Origin of the sequence: Lacrimispora sinapis (genome assembly GCF_043633585.1) — a bacterium.
Lineage (GTDB): Bacteria > Bacillota > Clostridia > Lachnospirales > Lachnospiraceae > Lacrimispora > Lacrimispora sinapis.
On sequence record NZ_CP141832.1, the window covers coordinates 2016096 to 2032510 of the forward strand.

General features: G+C 44.2%; 16 protein-coding genes, 2 pseudogenes and 1 riboswitch. Of the genes and pseudogenes, 3 read left to right on the forward strand and 15 right to left on the reverse strand.

Going from position 1 to position 16415, the window contains the following annotated elements; translation table 11 throughout:
* Position 1 precedes the first annotated feature (1 nt).
* From fliB to VIG27_RS09375, 5 genes and pseudogenes are all read right to left on the reverse strand, one after another.
* Positions 2–1162 (reverse strand): flagellin lysine-N-methylase, encoded by a 1161-nt coding sequence (gene fliB / locus VIG27_RS09355; protein ID WP_394522230.1) that lies wholly within the window; start codon positions 1160–1162, stop codon positions 2–4.
* Between the two features lie 92 nt (positions 1163–1254).
* A complete protein-coding gene (locus VIG27_RS09360; RefSeq protein ID WP_394522231.1) occupies positions 1255–1875 on the reverse strand; it encodes a manganese efflux pump in 621 nt (206 codons plus the stop codon).
* A 65-nt stretch (positions 1876–1940) separates the two neighbouring features.
* A complete protein-coding gene (gene lepB, locus VIG27_RS09365) occupies positions 1941–2489 on the reverse strand; it encodes a signal peptidase I (RefSeq protein ID WP_394522232.1) in 549 nt (182 codons plus the stop codon).
* Positions 2490–2623: 134 nt separating this feature from the next.
* Positions 2624–2998, reverse strand: a pseudogene (locus VIG27_RS09370) (sigma-70 family RNA polymerase sigma factor); the annotation flags it as partial.
* The gene (locus VIG27_RS09375; RefSeq protein ID WP_394522233.1) at positions 2988–4655 is read right to left on the reverse strand and encodes a recombinase family protein; all 1668 of its coding nucleotides are present in this window, start codon (positions 4653–4655) and stop codon (positions 2988–2990) included. The pseudogene VIG27_RS09370 and the gene VIG27_RS09375, both read right to left, overlap by 11 nt.
* A 114-nt stretch (positions 4656–4769) precedes the next feature.
* On the opposite strand from VIG27_RS09375, the gene VIG27_RS09380 reads away from it, so the two are divergent.
* Complete coding sequence (locus VIG27_RS09380; protein WP_394522234.1) at positions 4770–4937, forward strand: hypothetical protein; 168 nt, start codon at positions 4770–4772, stop codon at positions 4935–4937.
* Positions 4938–5019: 82 nt separating this feature from the next.
* Here VIG27_RS09380 and VIG27_RS09385 read toward each other — a convergent pair whose 3' ends face one another.
* From VIG27_RS09385 to VIG27_RS09415, 7 genes and pseudogenes are all read right to left on the reverse strand, one after another.
* Positions 5020–5826: a cytochrome b5 domain-containing protein gene (locus VIG27_RS09385; protein WP_394522235.1), complete on the reverse strand. Its 807-nt coding sequence runs from the start codon at positions 5824–5826 to the stop codon at positions 5020–5022.
* A gap of 250 nt (positions 5827–6076) precedes the next feature.
* Positions 6077–6352 (reverse strand): annotated as a pseudogene (locus VIG27_RS09390) (sigma-70 family RNA polymerase sigma factor); the annotation flags it as partial.
* A gap of 175 nt (positions 6353–6527) precedes the next feature.
* Positions 6528–7706, reverse strand: coding sequence for a phosphoribosylaminoimidazolecarboxamide formyltransferase (locus VIG27_RS09395; RefSeq protein WP_394522236.1), 1179 nt, complete (start codon positions 7704–7706; stop codon positions 6528–6530).
* Positions 7707–7720: 14 nt separating this feature from the next.
* Positions 7721–8434: an IMP cyclohydrolase gene (locus VIG27_RS09400; protein WP_394522237.1), complete on the reverse strand. Its 714-nt coding sequence runs from the start codon at positions 8432–8434 to the stop codon at positions 7721–7723.
* Between the two features lie 53 nt (positions 8435–8487).
* A riboswitch (ZMP/ZTP riboswitch) is annotated at positions 8488–8570 on the reverse strand.
* Between the two features lie 53 nt (positions 8571–8623).
* Entirely contained in the window at positions 8624–9982 is a 1359-nt protein-coding gene (locus tag VIG27_RS09405) for an ABC transporter permease (RefSeq protein ID WP_394522238.1), read from the reverse strand.
* Positions 9972–11798, reverse strand: coding sequence for a COG1361 S-layer family protein (locus VIG27_RS09410; protein ID WP_394522239.1), 1827 nt, complete (start codon positions 11796–11798; stop codon positions 9972–9974). The genes VIG27_RS09405 and VIG27_RS09410 overlap by 11 nt, the downstream gene beginning before the upstream one ends.
* Complete coding sequence (locus VIG27_RS09415; RefSeq protein ID WP_394527470.1) at positions 11779–12498, reverse strand: ABC transporter ATP-binding protein; 720 nt, start codon at positions 12496–12498, stop codon at positions 11779–11781. Before VIG27_RS09415 ends, VIG27_RS09410 begins: the two co-directional genes overlap by 20 nt.
* Positions 12499–12758: 260 nt before the next feature.
* On the opposite strand from VIG27_RS09415, the gene pyrB reads away from it, so the two are divergent.
* Entirely contained in the window at positions 12759–13682 is a 924-nt protein-coding gene (pyrB, locus tag VIG27_RS09420) for an aspartate carbamoyltransferase (RefSeq protein WP_394522240.1), read from the forward strand.
* Positions 13676–14101 carry an aspartate carbamoyltransferase regulatory subunit gene (locus tag VIG27_RS09425; protein WP_394522241.1) on the forward strand — a complete coding sequence of 142 codons (426 nt, stop codon included), beginning with the start codon at positions 13676–13678 and terminating at the stop codon, positions 14099–14101. Before pyrB ends, VIG27_RS09425 begins: the two co-directional genes overlap by 7 nt.
* 47 nt (positions 14102–14148) lie before the next feature.
* Here VIG27_RS09425 and VIG27_RS09430 read toward each other — a convergent pair whose 3' ends face one another.
* The 3 genes from VIG27_RS09430 to VIG27_RS09440 form a co-directional block, all read right to left on the reverse strand.
* Complete coding sequence (locus VIG27_RS09430; RefSeq protein ID WP_394522242.1) at positions 14149–14670, reverse strand: GNAT family N-acetyltransferase; 522 nt, start codon at positions 14668–14670, stop codon at positions 14149–14151.
* 29 nt (positions 14671–14699) lie between these two features.
* Positions 14700–15374, reverse strand: a complete 675-nt coding sequence (locus tag VIG27_RS09435) for an exonuclease domain-containing protein (RefSeq protein WP_394522243.1) — start codon at positions 15372–15374, stop codon at positions 14700–14702.
* A gap of 198 nt (positions 15375–15572) precedes the next feature.
* Positions 15573–16415, reverse strand: coding sequence for a carbohydrate ABC transporter permease (locus tag VIG27_RS09440; protein ID WP_394522244.1), 843 nt, complete (start codon positions 16413–16415; stop codon positions 15573–15575).

The following is a 16415-nucleotide window of genomic DNA, read 5'->3' on the forward strand; positions in this document are numbered from 1 at the left end:
CCTATAAAAGGGATAGGATGGAATCCAGTCCAAACCTTGAGTCCGTGCAGAATATACGGTCCAACGCATTTAAGTTCTGGTCCGAATGCTCTACTTCTCTGGAAAAACGATGGGATAGGTGAACAAATTCGGAAAAGTCCAGCCTGCCTTCCCGCATTTTAAAGACTGCCTGTGCCATTTCCTGAATCAGAAGTGTGCTTACCACGGCAAGCTTCATCTTCGCATAGGGCTGTCCATCGTACACGGCACCGCAATAATAAGTGAATACAAAATACACCAAAAGCTGTTCACTCCACAGCTCCCACTGTTTTTTGCGCTCCTCATCTTCTATTAAATAGCGGTAAAAAGAAATACGGTTGTCTTCATAAACAGCGGCCCCTTCGTCAAAGAGCAGCTTCTTCAAAGTACCTATGTACCGGGGCCAGTCGGCATTTAAAACTTCCAGTTTTTGAAAGATACCAAACCAGGATAACATTTTCTCAAACCGGGCCGGGCCGGTTATCCTGCGATCTGCAAGCTTCGCCCCAATTGCCTTTTCTGCCCCTTCTCCTGCATACCGTTTTAAAAGTTCATCAACCTTATAAAGACGGTCTTTTCTGATCCTTCTTTGGATGTCATGTGTCAGACCAAGAGCCATGGCCATGCGCAGGCTGCATGATATGCTCCGGTTTTGAAGAAAGGAAAACAGGACGTCTCTGGAATCCATAAGCTTTGTATACAATAAAAAATCAAAGTATTCATAGGATTCTTCCCTGTCATCCTCCTTCGTCAGAAAACGGACCTTCTCCCTTGTGCCAAGAATCAGTCTCGCCGCCTCTTCACAGGATAAAGAAAGGGAGATCTCTCTGGCTCCTTCGTATTCTTCCGTATGCCTTGGGTAATCCCGGCAGGTCTTACAGAGCATCTCCGGTCCGGCCTCCACATACATATCGCAAAGGTTGTCCTTATTTAGAAATGCACACCGGCGGTTATACTGCTTAAAAGAGTTGTTCTTCCAGTCAATGGAGCGGCGAAGCCTCTCTCCAAACTCCCCCTTTTGCGTCCGGTACCGTCTTCTGGACCGGTCATCAATCATAATGAACCAGCCGGCACAGCAGGTATCGGAACAGGCTCCTGCCACACAGTGAAACTTATTATAATAATGAGGTATGGTATACTGCATCAATGGTTACTCCTGTTTTTGATATGGATTATACCGCATTTAAAAATGAGGTTCAACCCCAAAAGAGACAAACCTCATTTTTAATCCCCTATTTACAATTTTCCAAAAGCCAGGAACAAGAACAAAATGCCGCTGACCCAGGACAAATCCCAGTTTTTCCTGGCCGCCAGCTCATGCCCCAGATAGAGACCGAGATACATGACCGAAATTCCCACCAGGAGCGATATAAAAGCCGCCATACCGGGAGATATGAGCAAAAATCCGGATAGACCTCCTGCCACCAGACTGTCAATGGACATGGCCAGAGAAAACATCACAGTTTCTTTCCATGATAAGGATTTTGACTCATCCCAATCCGCTGCAATGGGGTTTCCATAAATATTTATGATGATGCTCAGACCAGAGATGGAAAATGTTAGATCTTTGCGAACATTCACATGATGATTGATGTATTTTTTAATAAAGTAATCCGAAAGTTTCATCACGCCCAAGAAGAACAGGCAAGCAAAGCCCAAACCTTTGGCAAAAGTTTCTGGTACCAATCCATGAAGTACATTGCCAAACATGAGGGCGGCTCCCAGGCAGCCGCTGCAGATAAGATTGACTGCGATCACCTTTGCAGGAGATATGCGGAGCCGGTTTGCTCCATAAGCAACGCTGGCAACAAAGCTGTCTGTAGAAAGTGCAAGCACCAGAATGAATATATCACGCATACGCCAATTAACTTACCTTTTTTCTTTTAATATATTCATTCTTCTTTCTTTTGGCCCCCTTAACATCAATGAATCACTTTGATTCCAGGAAAGTACCGGACCAAAACCTTGGCAAGAATCTTATCCTCCGGCACATACGGGTCCGGCCAATACCTGGCATCAGCAGAATTATTCCGATTGTCCCCAAGCATGAGATAACAGCCCTCCGGCACTTTAAAATGGTAGTCCTCCGTCTCCATCTCCTCCGGCAGATAGGGTTCATTGAGAGGAGTTTCCGAATCATTGATATAAATCCGATTGTTCCGGATATCCACAGTCTCTCCCGGAAGTCCGATGATCCGCTTTACTAAACGGGTTTCTTCCAAACCAGGTCCTGTCTCATGGTCAAAGATAACAATATCGCCCCGTTTGGGATCTTCGCCAAACTTATAAGCCAGCCGGAAGCCGAATATCCGGTCACCGGGCATAATGGTGGTCTCCATGGAGCCGGTAGGGACTCTGCTGTTGGCAATGATAAATGTATTGATGAAAAAAGCGATGGCAGACGCCATTACAATAATCTTAATCCATTCAAAAAGCTCTTTTTTCCAGTTGATCTGCTTATTTTCCTTCATATTCAGCTTGACCTTTCCCTGATCGTTTTTTCTATTGTACCAAATTTAAAATTATGGTTCAAGCATCTTTTCCGAACCGCATCTTTTCCGAACCGCAAAAAGCAGAGACCCGGCTTTGTCCCTGCTTTTGCTTTTTAAACACCATATTTTTTCAATTCTGCTCTCAAACGTTCCAGGGCCTTTTTTTCCAGTCTTGAAACATAAGATCTTGATATTCCCATTAAATCGGCAATTTCCCGCTGTGTATACTCTTTCTTACCGTGAAGGCCATAACGCATGCCAATAATGGTTTTTTCATTTTCCTTCAGGCAGCTGTCAAACGCCTGATACAGTTCCTTGATATCCTGTTTTAAAATAATGGTTTCCAGAGTCTCTTTATTTTCCATTTCAATTACATCAACAAGACTTACGGTCTCTCCATCCTTGTCTACGCCGATGGGTTCAAACAAAGAAACCTCTTTTGAATATTTTTTATTTGCACGAAGAAGCATTAGGATCTCATTTGCTATGGTCTCCCTGCGGCTCCTCTGCTCCAAAGTAATACAGATGTAGGTTCTTCCCATCCCATACTGCCTTTTTCACCAGTGCCCGGACCGCCATACGCTTCTGCTCTACATCCATAATATCTACGGTACTTTGAAAGGATACCAAGGTCTGCTTTACAAGTTCAAATTCCAGGTCGGATAGTTCTTTGCTTACCGCTGCTGCTTCCAGTTCTGCTAATCTCTGACAGTTTGTTTCTTTCTTTTGATGGAGTTCTTCAATCTGCTTTACAATATATTCTTCTGCAGCGGTCCCCCCGGCTTTTTTCAGGGAAGATACAAGACCTGAGATTTCAGCCTCCACATTTTCTGATTCCTCCTTCAGACGCTGGATATGGGATTCCATCTCTTCCTTATCCTCTTTAAAAATTTTTCTGATCTGATTCAGCTGCAGCTGAAATTCCTTCTGATCTTCAGAAATATTTTTAATTTCCTCAAGAACCAGTTGATCCAGAGCATTTCCATTGGGGTTATTCATGCGGCAGCACACCATGCGGCTTTTTTCCTTTGTGGAGCATAAATAAGAATAGATCTGCTCCCCTTTAGAATTAAACCGTCCCGAAAGCTTTGGCCGCATATAATCTCCACATGCTCCGCAAAACAAAATACCGGACATCAGTGCCACATTGCTGCGTGGCTTCCGGTAGTTTTTTGATTTATTCCTGTCCAGCATTTTCTGGACATTAACCCACAAAGCTCCCGGGATTATACCCTCATGCTTTCCAACGGCTACGATCCATTCCTCCATGTCTTTCATCTCATGGGACTTTCCCGGCTTTTGCAGGGTACGGTTATAGGCAATCACACCGGAGGAACCGTCAAATTCCTTTTCCTCCGCAAACAAAGCCACCTTTTTTTCTTTCAGATATGTAAAAGCCTCAGGATCAGCCACCATATAGACTGGATTGGTTAAGATTCCTTTTATGGCAAAACGGCTGAACTGGCGGTTATATTTTGTTTTATATCCGTTTTGAAGCAGATATGTTTCTGTTTTTGTAAGAGAACCGGTTTCCAGAAACTTGTCATAGATTGTCCGTACCAGCTTTGCTTCTTCCGGAATCAGCTTCAGGTGATACGCTTTCTTTACCTTTCCCTCAATGGTTACGGAGGAAATGCTTTCAGACTTATAGCCGGTGGGAGTATTGCCCCCCAGCCATCTTCCGCTTTTGGAAAGCTCATGCATATTATCCCGGATACGTTCTGCAATGGTTTCCCGCTCCAACTGGGAAAAAACAGAAGCAATATACATCATGGCCCTGCCCATGGGGGAGGAGGTGTCAAACTGCTCTTTAATGGAAATAAAGGCTATGTGAAGCTCATTGAGTTCTTCGATCAGACTGGCAAAGTCACCAATGTTACGGCTGATTCTGTCCAGCCGGTAGCAGACAATGGCTGTAAACTTCTTTTTTTTCGCATCCTGCATCATGATTTGAAACTGAGGGCGGTCTAAGTTGCCTCCCGAAAAGCCTTCATCCTCATAGACGTAAGCACGATTGGCAGAATCTTCTCCATAGTGCGAGGAAATATATTGTCTGCACAGCTCAATCTGATTTCCAATGCTTTCTCCTTTTCCTGTAAATTTGGATTTTCTAGAATAGATTGCAAACGGTTGGTTCTTTTCCATTGCTATGCCTCCCTGCTGTCAAATGCTCTCTTTACCCAAAACTCCGTTCCGCAAACATACCGGACACGCAGAACCTCATACATTATAATAACTATATTTCCGAAAGCATTTATCATGAATATGATCGTACACTACCCCAAAGCAGAAGCGGATCAAAAAGATTTGGGGAAAAAAGCAGCACTCATTCATAATCAGGCTGTCCTGCAGTATTTAAAACAGCTTTCTTGTCCCAATTATCAAAAACAAGCTCTTTTAAAAGAGATGTATCCAGATCATTTATAAATAAATAGTAAAAGCCTATCATACCCCACTCGGTTTCTAAAGGGTATGATAGGAGATATCTTTCCAATCCAAATGGAGTTCTTTATTCTGCTGCCAGAGTGCCCACGACCGGGAGAACGCTCAAAACAAGTGCACCAGGATGGCACATCTGAAACTCATAGCTCAAATCCCTTCCCGCAGTTAATCCAAAGAAATGATTTCCTCCAGCCCAAAGGGGATTGTTAGTTACATCATATACCACCCCATTTACCGCCACATAAGCCGGGGAACCATCTTTCCCAGTATATTGGGACAATTCAGCCAAGGTAAATACTCTTGGTTCTTCTGGAACGGTTCCTGCTCCCGGGGTTGTTCCTGCTCCTGGTACGGTTCCTGTTCCTGGGGCTGTTCCTGTTCCTGGTACGGTTCCTGTTCCTGGGGCTGTTTCTGCTCCCGGAGCCGTTCCTGTTCCTGGTACGGTTCCTGTTCCTGGGGCTGTTCCTACTCCCGGAGCCGTTCCTGTTCCCGGTACGGTTCCTGTTCCTGGTATGGTTCCTGTTCCTGGGGCTGTTTCTGCTCCCGGAGCCGTTCCTGTTCCTGGTACGGTTCCTGTTCCTGGGGCTGTTCCTGCTCCCGGAGCCGTTCCTGTTCCTGGGGCTGTTCCCACTCCCGGAGTCGTTCCCATTCCCGGTACTGTGCCTCCTCCCGGAACCATTCCGTTATCCTCTTCCAAGGCAGCCTGATTGATCTGGCTGAAATATTGAATATGGTTTTCAAGCATGATTACCTCACTGCTTATATGATCCAGAATATCATCATTGTTGTAAAGATTGGAATGCAGCTTTTCCACATCCGAATTGATCTTCTTCAAGCTGTTGCCTACATAATTCAAAAACAATTCTAATTCCATATCAATACCTCCATAAAAAGAATACAGGATTATTGCTTGACCCAAAAGGAGTTTGCAGCATTGGTTTAGTAAGATATATGCGGCAGTCTTCCGTTTAACTCTTAAATTCTTCTATTTATAAAAAAGACTTGAGGGTTTTTATTTACGGACTGCTGAAATGCTATAATTGTCCTTTTTCCTGCTTGCTATTGCTATGTATATGAAAATTCGTCAGGAATATTCTCCTGACGATTTTTCAGAGCCGTTGTGATAGGATATCATTTTCCACACATTTGGCTGCATATGTGGCCAGCCTTGAGCCTCTGTCCGGATGGAACGTATTGACGGCTTTGATCAGACCGATGGTTCCTACAGAAAGAAGATCTTCCATATCATAATCTGTATTTTGATATTTTTTCGCCACATGGGCTACCAGACGCATATTCCGCTCGATGAGTGTGGCTCTCGCCTCCTGATCCCCTTCCTGGTATCGTTCCAGACACTCTCGTTCCTCTCGCGCAGTTAAAGGTTTGGGAAAAGTTTTCAAAGAAAGCCACCTTAAACTTACTTACTCTCATTTTATGCCGTCCTTTCCATGAAAGTGCTTTTACAAGAAATATAGGCTGGTACTTCTTTTATTACCAACGCAAATGACACAAAAAAATAACCGGACAAAAGCTCCAGGCATTTCCTGGCTTCCTGTCCGGTTAAATAAAACTCCCTTAATGATGGAACAGACGGATCTCCGTAAACGCCATCGCCATTCCATATTTGTCACAGGTTTCTATCACCTGGTCATCACGAACAGAACCTCCCGGCTGAGCCACATACGTCACTCCGCTTTTAAACGCCCTGTCCACGTTGTCGCCAAATGGGAAAAATGCATCGGAGCCTAAAGAAACACCGGAAAGCTGATCCAGCCAGGCCCGTTTTTCTTCCCTTGTAAATACAGGAGGTTTCACCTTAAAAACCGACTCCCATCTGCCGTCAGCCAAGACATCCATATAGTCCTCACCGATGTAAACATCAATGGCATTGTCCCTGTCCGCCCGGCGGATTCCATCCACAAACAAAAGATCAAGAACCTGGGGTGCCTGACGCAAATACCAGTTATCCGCCTTATTTCCTGCAAGTCTGGTACAATGAACTCTTGACTGCTGCCCGGCCCCGATGCCGATGGCCTGTCCGTCTTTAGCGTAGCAGACAGAGTTTGACTGGGTGTATTTTAAGGTGATGAGGGAAATGATCAGATCCCTCTTTGCAGAGTCGGGAATCTCTTTATTTTGTGTAACCACCTTTGTTAAAAGTCCCTCATTGATCTTTAGTTCATTTCTTCCCTGCTCAAACACAATTCCATAAACCTGCTTTTTCTCAAGTGGTTCGGGCTTGTAATCCGGGTCAATTTCAATCACATTATAATTTCCATTCTTTTTTGCCTTTAAGATTGCCAGTGCTTCCGGTTCAAATCCGGGAGCGATGACACCATCAGAGACTTCACGCTTAATGATTTTCGCCGTATCCACATCACAGATATCAGACAGAGCAATAAAATCACCAAAGGAGGACATACGGTCAGCCCCTCTGGCGCGGGCATAGGCACAGGCCAGGGGAGAAAGTTCTCCCATATCGTCCACCCAGTAAATTTTCGCAAGAACCGGATCAAGGGGAAGACCTACGGCTGCTCCTGCAGGAGACACGTGTTTAAAAGAAGCCGCTGCAGGAAGTCCGGTTGCTTCCTTTAATTCTTTTACCAACTGCCAGCCGTTTAAGGCATCCAAAAAATTAATATATCCGGGACGCCCGCTTAATACCTGGATGGGGAGTTCCTTTTCTCCGGACATATAGATCCGTGATGGTTTCTGATTGGGGTTACAGCCATATTTTAATTCCAGTTCGTTCATCCTCAGCACTCCTGTTATTTGTTCTTATTTATAATTCGGGTTTCATACGTCTGGGTCTTTATATCAATATATCTTACAAACAGAGAAACTTTGTTTTCCTCGTTTAGATTCTCCCAGATCATTTCCGTAAATTCATCCAGATCATTCTTTGTCTCCACAAGCTTTGGTTCTCCTTCAAAACTGGGAAGCGGATTCCCGTCCTGCAGATAGGTATGGATAAAATGTGCCTCCCCTGCTGTGGGATTTTCATAAGCAAAGGTATAGCGGTTGCATGATTCCGGATTTCCATGGTTGCTCTTTAAGATGGACATGGCATAATGGAACTGTCCCCCTTCCATATGCAGAATGCCCGATATACGAGGGGTATAGTTGGGACTGTCCGGTTCAAATTCTCTGCTTCGGAGAGACTGCTCGAAGGTGAGCTGGGAATCCAATCCCTCATAAATGGTATCGGTCTGATCTCCATTGGTAACTATGGTCTTATTTCCCAAAACACGGACCGGTGCATAAATAATCAGGCTGGGGTCTGTCAGTTTGGAAGGATCAAATGCCTGGGTGCGGATGCCCTCCCCCTCTTCCACAAATATGCGGTTTCGGCTGTTCTCACTTCTTCCCATGATAAAATATGCGGCAACTGCCTTTGTTCCGTCCGGGGTTTTTCCGATCACAATTCCTCTTCCCGGATAAGAATTGCTTTTTAAATCGTCCTTTAAAGAAATCAAATTCATAAAATTTGGTCCTCCTTCATCGCTTATACGCAAAAAACCGCCTGGGCATCCCATAGCGGTGCCCAGGCGGTCGGCTTCAATTCGTAACGTGCTCCCCGTGGTTATCTCCACTTATCCGCCAGTCGCACGTACCATGTTAAACATCATATACGATACTTCTCTAAAAAGCAAGTACTTTTTCCAATTCAACTAATCGTTGCGGATCGCAGCAAGGGGACTCAGCTTCATAGCTCTTAACGCCGGAAAAAAGCCTGCCGCCATTCCCACAAAAACAGCAAACCCAATGGCAGTTATGGATAGCCAGGGTGGGATTCTCGACAAATCTCCCGGCATATCCGTCATCAAGCGGCCCGCCAAAAGCTTATTTATAAGGAGTGAAACACCATAACTGAATATAATTCCAGTCACCCCTCCCATAAAGCCTATAAATCCGGACTCCAGAAGAAACATGTTCCTGATATTATTCATATCGCAGCCCAATACCTTTAAAATTCCGATTTCCTTGGTTCTTTCATAAATGGACATCATCATGGTGTTGGCAATCCCAATCGCCGCAACGAACAGAGAAACTGCTCCGATCCCGCCCAAAAGAGCCTGAACCATCTGGGCCTGCTTCTGGGACTGTTCCAGCCATTCCATATTGCTGCTCGCCTGATACCCCATATCCGTAATGGCCTTTTGTACCGCAGATACATTGCTCATATCATCTACCTGAACAAATGCCTGATTATAGATAAAGTAATTATATGGTTTCCCTTTCTTGGTGGTAGGCTGGCCGGGAATGGGCTTTTTCTTAAAAATCTGCTTTAACTGGGTCTTTAAGGCATCAATATCCACATAAACACTGTAGCTGTAGTTATTGTATTCCTCCCCGCTGCCTTCCACCAGGCCGCTGGCAGATAATAAATACTTTTTGGGTGGTTTGACCGGAGTCTTATCATCAGACTCCCCGCCGCTCTGGGTCTGATAATATGCATCCACATCAAAGATAACAAACAGAGGCCGGTTCATAAAATCTATGTCAGGAACGTTAGAGGGATCATCGTAATAATCCACATTGCTTTTGGGATTGGAAAAATTTCTGGCAACCATATTTCCTATTACCATCTCAATTTCTTTTTTTCCTGGTTCCGGAAGCCTCCCCTCCTTTAAAGGAATGTTTTTTAAATACGACTGGCTGACCCCCATCAGGTTGATATTGCCCTGATAGATTCCCTGTTTCATCAGCACATTCATTTCCAGAATCGGTGAAACCCCGGTAACATGATCCAAATGTTCCATCTGCTTGATCACATCATCCGTCATATAACTGGGTTCCTTGCCGTTATCCCCCGGTCCCTGGCCTGCATCGGAATATACCGAAATCTCGGTAAGACTGCCATAGGAAGCAATCTGTTCCATGGTAAGCTGATTAAAACCGATCCCCAAAGACACCATAACCACAATGGAAGCTGTACCAATCAAAACTCCCAGAACCGTTAGAAATGTCCTCAGCTTCCTGCGTCTTAAATTATTCACACTCATGGAAAGCAAATCGCTAAATCTCATTCTCTATATCCTCTTGTTCTGTTTCCTTTTTCTTTTTCCGTCTTTTAAGAACAAGGACGGTACCTGCACCACCAATGACCAAAACTGCGGTCACACAGCCAATGATCACGTTCTTGTATCTTGCCATTCCCTTGGGCTCCGTATCGGCAGGCATTGCCCCGGGATCTTCCGCTCCCGATTCCATTTCCGCAGCCTCCGATACCATAAGGGTGATCTCTTTTTCAACCGGCTCACTGACCACTCCATTTTCATCCTCATAGGTAATCAGGACCTTGATTTTTCCGTCATCCATGGTTGGTGCTGTACCGGTGAGCATGGCATCCACATTGCCGGTCTCACCGGGTTTAATATTTCCCACATAGCTGCTGGTCTGCTGGATGGAGTCACCCACAAAATTAACCATGACATTGTAAAGAAGGACTTTTCCCGTGTTGTTGATAGGGAACATGACATTGGTTTCCGAACCAACGGAAATTGCGTCCGGCATAACATCTATGGTGCCTGTATTCAGCCGGGCAACCTGCCTGACCGGAATATTTACTGTAACTTTTTCTTCCGCATTCTTAAATTCGGGACTGTCATATTTTTCATTGATGGTCAGGGCATAGGTTCTCTGATCCACCCAGGCTCCTGCCCGCATCTTCACCTTGACATCCGTGGTCTGACCGGCAGAAAGCGAATTCACAACAATGGCAGACGAACTGGAATCCGTGGTAAATACCGCACTGTCCGAAACCTTTTCCGATTCCAGACTGAAAAGAATATTGCTGGCCGCTACATCTTCAGAAGCATTTTTCATATGAAGGATCAGTTCAAAGTCATCTCCCGCATAAACAGTCTCCGGATTTGTCTGAAATCCATCTACGATCAGCCTAGCTTTCGTTCTGTCATTGGCATTAAATTCTTTCGTATCTTCTTCTTTTTCCTTATTCTGAACTTTTACATAGAAGGTTCCCTGAGCCTTCTGGATATCTCCATCCGTACTGTCCCGGTACTCGATGGTAAAAGCGATAGGATAATATCCGCTGTAAACATCCTTACGGATGCTCATGCTGTAAGGAACAGATATCTTCTCTCCCCCACCGATCCGGTCATAATGTTTCGTATAGTTTCCATCATTAATGTCAAAAGGGAATTTGGTGCTGTCCGGGTCCACGGTCATTCTGATATTCACATCAAAAGCAGTTATATCAGAGGAATTGCGGACGTTCATATTGTAATTCATCACATCAGGGTAGGTTCCAAAAGGAGTGCTCTGATCCTCTCCCAGTTCAAACTGTATAGTGCCCTCGGTACTGCCTGATGCAGTCGTTCCGGAGGATTTTGTGATCCACACATTGACTTTTTCATAAGAGGCATGGGAACCTCCTACTTTTACTTCTAAAGGAACGGTATAATATCCTTCTGAAATATCTCTGCGTACTCTGGCACTAAGTGAAAAGTTTTTAGAACTTCCGCTCTTTACCTTTCCTAATATCTTTGCGTTGAATGTACTGGAAGTGATTTCAAAAGGAAACATATCACTGGTACGGGTGGTACTGTCCTCATCATCATCTTCAGTTGCCTCATACTCCGCTTCTGCTACAGACCGATCAAAAAGAACTGCCACACCATTCAGGTCATTGCTGGTATCATTTGTAAAAACCATATTAATCGTAATATTTTCTCCCGTCTTTCCGGAGGGAGTTTTCTTAACGTCTATGTATGTATTTTTACTTAAATCATACTGCCCAAACGCCGGCATATGCACAGCAGAAACCATCATGAGAACCGACAGCAGCCACACAATCCCCTTTCTAAACTTGTTCATTCCCATTCTCCTCCTTTGTATCCTCATGATGCTGTTCCTCAATCTTAAATATTTTTCCATCCACGATATGGAATTGCCTGTCCGCAAATTTTGCGATGTAATTGTCATGAGTAACCATAACCAGTGTCTGATTCTGTTCCCTTACAATCTTCTGCATCAGGTTTAAAATCTCTTTTGTTGTCTTGGAATCCAGATTCCCGGTGGGCTCATCGGCAAAGATGATCTTGGGATTCACCGCAAGGGCTCTGGCAATCCCCACCCGCTGCTGCTGCCCGCCTGACATCTCATTTGCCATATGCTTCATCTGCTTTTCGAGACCCACTAACTTTATGTATTCCCTTGCCTTTTCATTTCTGGCCTTTTTGGGGATTCCCCGGAACGAGAGAGGCATTGCAACATTTTCCTCTGCATTCATGGTTTTAATTAAATTGTAAGACTGAAAGATAAAGCCTACATGTTTTCTCCGAAATGCTACTAACTGGTTCTCCGTCAGCTTTTCTATATGATGCCCTCCAATAACGATCTCTCCCTTGGAAGGCTTTTCAAGACCAGCCATCATATTAAGAAGCGTTGACTTTCCTGAACCGGAAGGCCCTACAATCGCACAAAACTCCCCTTTATATATGGTAAAATCCACGCCGTTCAATGCATAGACCTTAGTATTCCCGACTTTATACACCTTGTATAGATCCTTTACTTCAATCATAGGTGTCTTACCTTCTGCCACCCCAGTTACCTCCTGACATTCATTTGCACTCACATTATACAACATGGGTTCCTTTTTGGTCATACTTTATTTTCTTAATCTTCCTTACAGATTCCTTACAGGAAATAGGGGAAAATCCGGATAAAATCCATGCAAAAAGATTATAGCATATTTTGAAAAAAAGTGTGGAAATATTCCAATGAATACTATATAATGGGATAGAATTTGAAACCATAACTCAGTGGATAAAGGAGATTCTTATGAGACATTTACTTAACCCGTTAGACTTTAGTGTGGAAGAAACCGAACGGCTTTTAGATCTGGCAAAAGATATTGAAGATAATCTTCCAAAATATTCCCACGTATGTGATGGAAAAAAATTAGCGACATTATTTTATGAGCCAAGTACAAGAACCCGCTTAAGTTTTGAAGCTGCAATGCTGAATCTGGGTGGGAGCGTACTGGGCTTTTCTTCTGCCGATTCAAGTTCTGCTGCAAAAGGCGAAAGTGTTTCCGATACCATTCGAGTCATTTCCTGCTATGCGGACATTTGTGCCATGAGACATCCTAAGGAAGGCGCACCGTTAGTGGCTGCCAGACATTCGGGAATTCCAGTGATCAATGCCGGCGACGGAGGACATCAGCATCCGACACAAACCCTTACCGATCTTCTTTCCATTCGTTCTTTAAAAGGCCGTTTAAACGATCTGACCATCGGATTATGCGGTGACTTAAAATTCGGACGTACCGTCCACTCTCTCATCAACGCTCTGGTTCGCTACGAGAACATCCGGTTTATCTTAATCTCTCCCCCTGAACTGCGTGTACCTGAATATATCCGGGAGGATGTACTGAGGGCCAATCATATTGAATTTATGGAAATGGACAGCCTTGATGATGCCATGCCGGAACTGGATATTCTCTACATGACTCGCGTTCAGAAGGAGCGTTTTTTTAACGAAGAAGATTATATTCGTTTAAAAAACTGTTACATTCTGGACCGGAAGAAACTGAAGCTGGCAAAAGAAGATATGTACGTTCTTCACCCTCTTCCCAGAGTCAATGAGATTTCTGTGGAGATCGACGAAGATCCAAGAGCCGCCTATTTTAAACAGGCACAATACGGCGTTTACGTGCGCATGGCTCTGATTATGACATTATTGGAGGTGGAAAAATCATGTTAAATATCAGCGGATTAAAAGAAGGAATTGTATTGGATCACATTGAAGCGGGAAAAAGTCTGGAAATCTATTATAATTTAAGCCTGGACAAGCTGGACTGTCAGGTTGCAATTATAAAAAATGTAAAAAGCAACAAAATGGGGAAAAAGGATATCATTAAAATTGAAGGCGGATTAAACCACATTGATTTGGATATTTTAGGCTACATTGACCACAATATCACAGTCAATATCATTCGGAATAATGAAATCGCTGAAAAAAGGGCACTGAGTCTTCCTCAGAAGATCACCAATGTGATCCAGTGCAAAAACCCCAGATGCATCACTTCCATCGAGCAGGAACTTCCTCATGTCTTCTATCTTTCCGATGAAGCAAAAGAAATCTACCGCTGCATGTACTGCGAAGAAAAGTATACCAAATAAAAATTACCCGGTGATTGAACCTGATCGTTCAGGGCACTCACCGGGTTTCATTCATTGATCTTCTTTAATAAAATATCTCTCACAAGGCCACCATACTTTTCTTTTGTCATAACCACTTCATAGCCCTGCCGGATCACATTTTCTTTGCTGTAGACGTTCTCCGGGTGGATGGTGCACATGAGATACCCATATCCCCTTTGTCTTAATTCTTTTTCTGCCGCCTGCATCAGAGCATACTGCAGACCATTCCCCCGATATTCCGGCAGGATGGCAACGGACTCCATATGAGCCACTTTTTCCAGTTCTTCTTCGGGCAATCCCATATCCCAGCCAAGGTTCTCTTCCTGTCTTCCGGGAAATGTGACAACAAATACCCCTGCAATGATTCCAGACTCCTTCACCATGGCCTTGTATCCGATCCCATTTTGGTGCTGCAGCAGATCATGGATAAAATCTGCATGATCCGCTACGAACCAGTCCTTATTTTCAATTTTCTCCCATACTGTATGGATCACATTTGCCAATGCCTGAAAATCCTGTGTTACTGCTCTCTCGATCGAAAATTCCATAAACCGGGCCTTTCCTATGGGGGAATCGCTTATGCATTTCTAGTGAACCGGCAGCTTGGAAAATTGGTACATCCGTAAAAATCACCAAACCTGCCGCTGCGCCGTCTCAATTCTCCTCCGCATTGAGGACAGACCTCTGCGGTCGGATTTCCGGCTCCCAGCAGTTTTCCTATCTGTTCATAACACTTCTGGTTCATGATACAGTCATTCAATGCCCTGTGAGCCCCCTCCGTACTTATATTAAAGTAAGCAGATAAATCCGTCAGCCTGTGGCGTCTCAGCTGAGGAAGACATTGCCTTGCCATATAAAGTGTATCTATGTAATCATTGGGTACATCTTTTTGAAGCAGTTTTTCTGCCGCGTTATAAATAAAAAGCAAATCAAAGGACTGAATATTGTGCCCGACCAGGATCTCTCCTTCAATAAAGGACAGAAAAGCAGGAAGTACCTGGATCAACAGGGGGGCCTCCTTTACCATGTCATCGGTTATGCCGTTTACCTTCGTAGCTCCGGCCGGTATATGGGTCTCCGGATTGATAAGAGCCGTAAATTCTTCCACCGGCTGATGCCCTTTCACCTTGATTGCTGAAATCTCAATTATCAAATCTTCCTGAACGCTGATCCCTGTTGTCTCCAAATCAAATACCACATAGTCTTCAGCGAATTCATTCAGACGTCTGCCTGTAATCTGCCTGACAGCCATAATTTCCTCCGTTCTGTATATAGATATGTATGCTCCCGTCCCTTGCCAGATGGGGAAAATCCCATTTCTCCCCCATGAAAAAGTCTTGGCAATACCTCTATTATACCGTCAGGCACTTGATCCTTCAAGCTTTCCGGCAAAATTCTTTTCTCCTGATAAAGTTCGTCATTAATCTTTTCTCCTTTGGTTCTTCCACCTCTATCCCTTCACCGCTCCTGCCATCATTCCCTCAATGAAATATTTCTGGAATGCTACAAACAAAAGAAATATGGGGATGACGGAAAAAACTGAACCTACGATCAAAAGGCTGTAATTATCCCCGTAAGGGTTGATAAGAGTATTCAATCCCAGCGTCAGCGGATATTTTTTAGAGGTACGGATAACCAGTAAGGGCCAAAGGTAATTGTTCCATGCATTCATTCCATTTAAAATAGCCATTGCAGAAAATGCAGGCTTCATCAGAGGTACGATCAGTCTGAAAAAAATTCCATATTCTGTAGCCCCGTCGATTCTTCCTGCTTCCAGCAGAGTCTGGGGAATACTGAGCAAATACTGGCGGAAGAAAAAGATTGTAGAGGCATGAGCAACAAAGGGAAGGATAATGGCTGTATAGCTGTCCATCAGCTTCCAGCTTGACATTTGCTTATACAGCGGCAGCATAACCACTTCCAGCGGAATGGACAGAATCAGCAAAACGATCAGGAACAATCCTTTTTTCCCTTTAAACTCATAAGCCGCAAATCCATAACCCACAAAGGAACTGACCAGCAGGGTGCTGACTACGGTTATTACCGTAAGGCAAATGCTGTTAAAGAACCATTTCCAGTATTCATGCTGTCCCGTAAAAAGCAGAACGTAGTTATCCAGATTCATTCTGTCAACGTTGATATCCAGGTTGAGTCCATATTGCAGAAGGTCATTTCCTGGCTTGAAGCTTGCCACGAACAGCACCCAGATCGGAAGAACGATCAACAGGGCAAGAAGGGTGAATAAAATCAACAATGCCAAAGAGCTTGCCTTTTTTCCCGCGGTTCTTCTCAT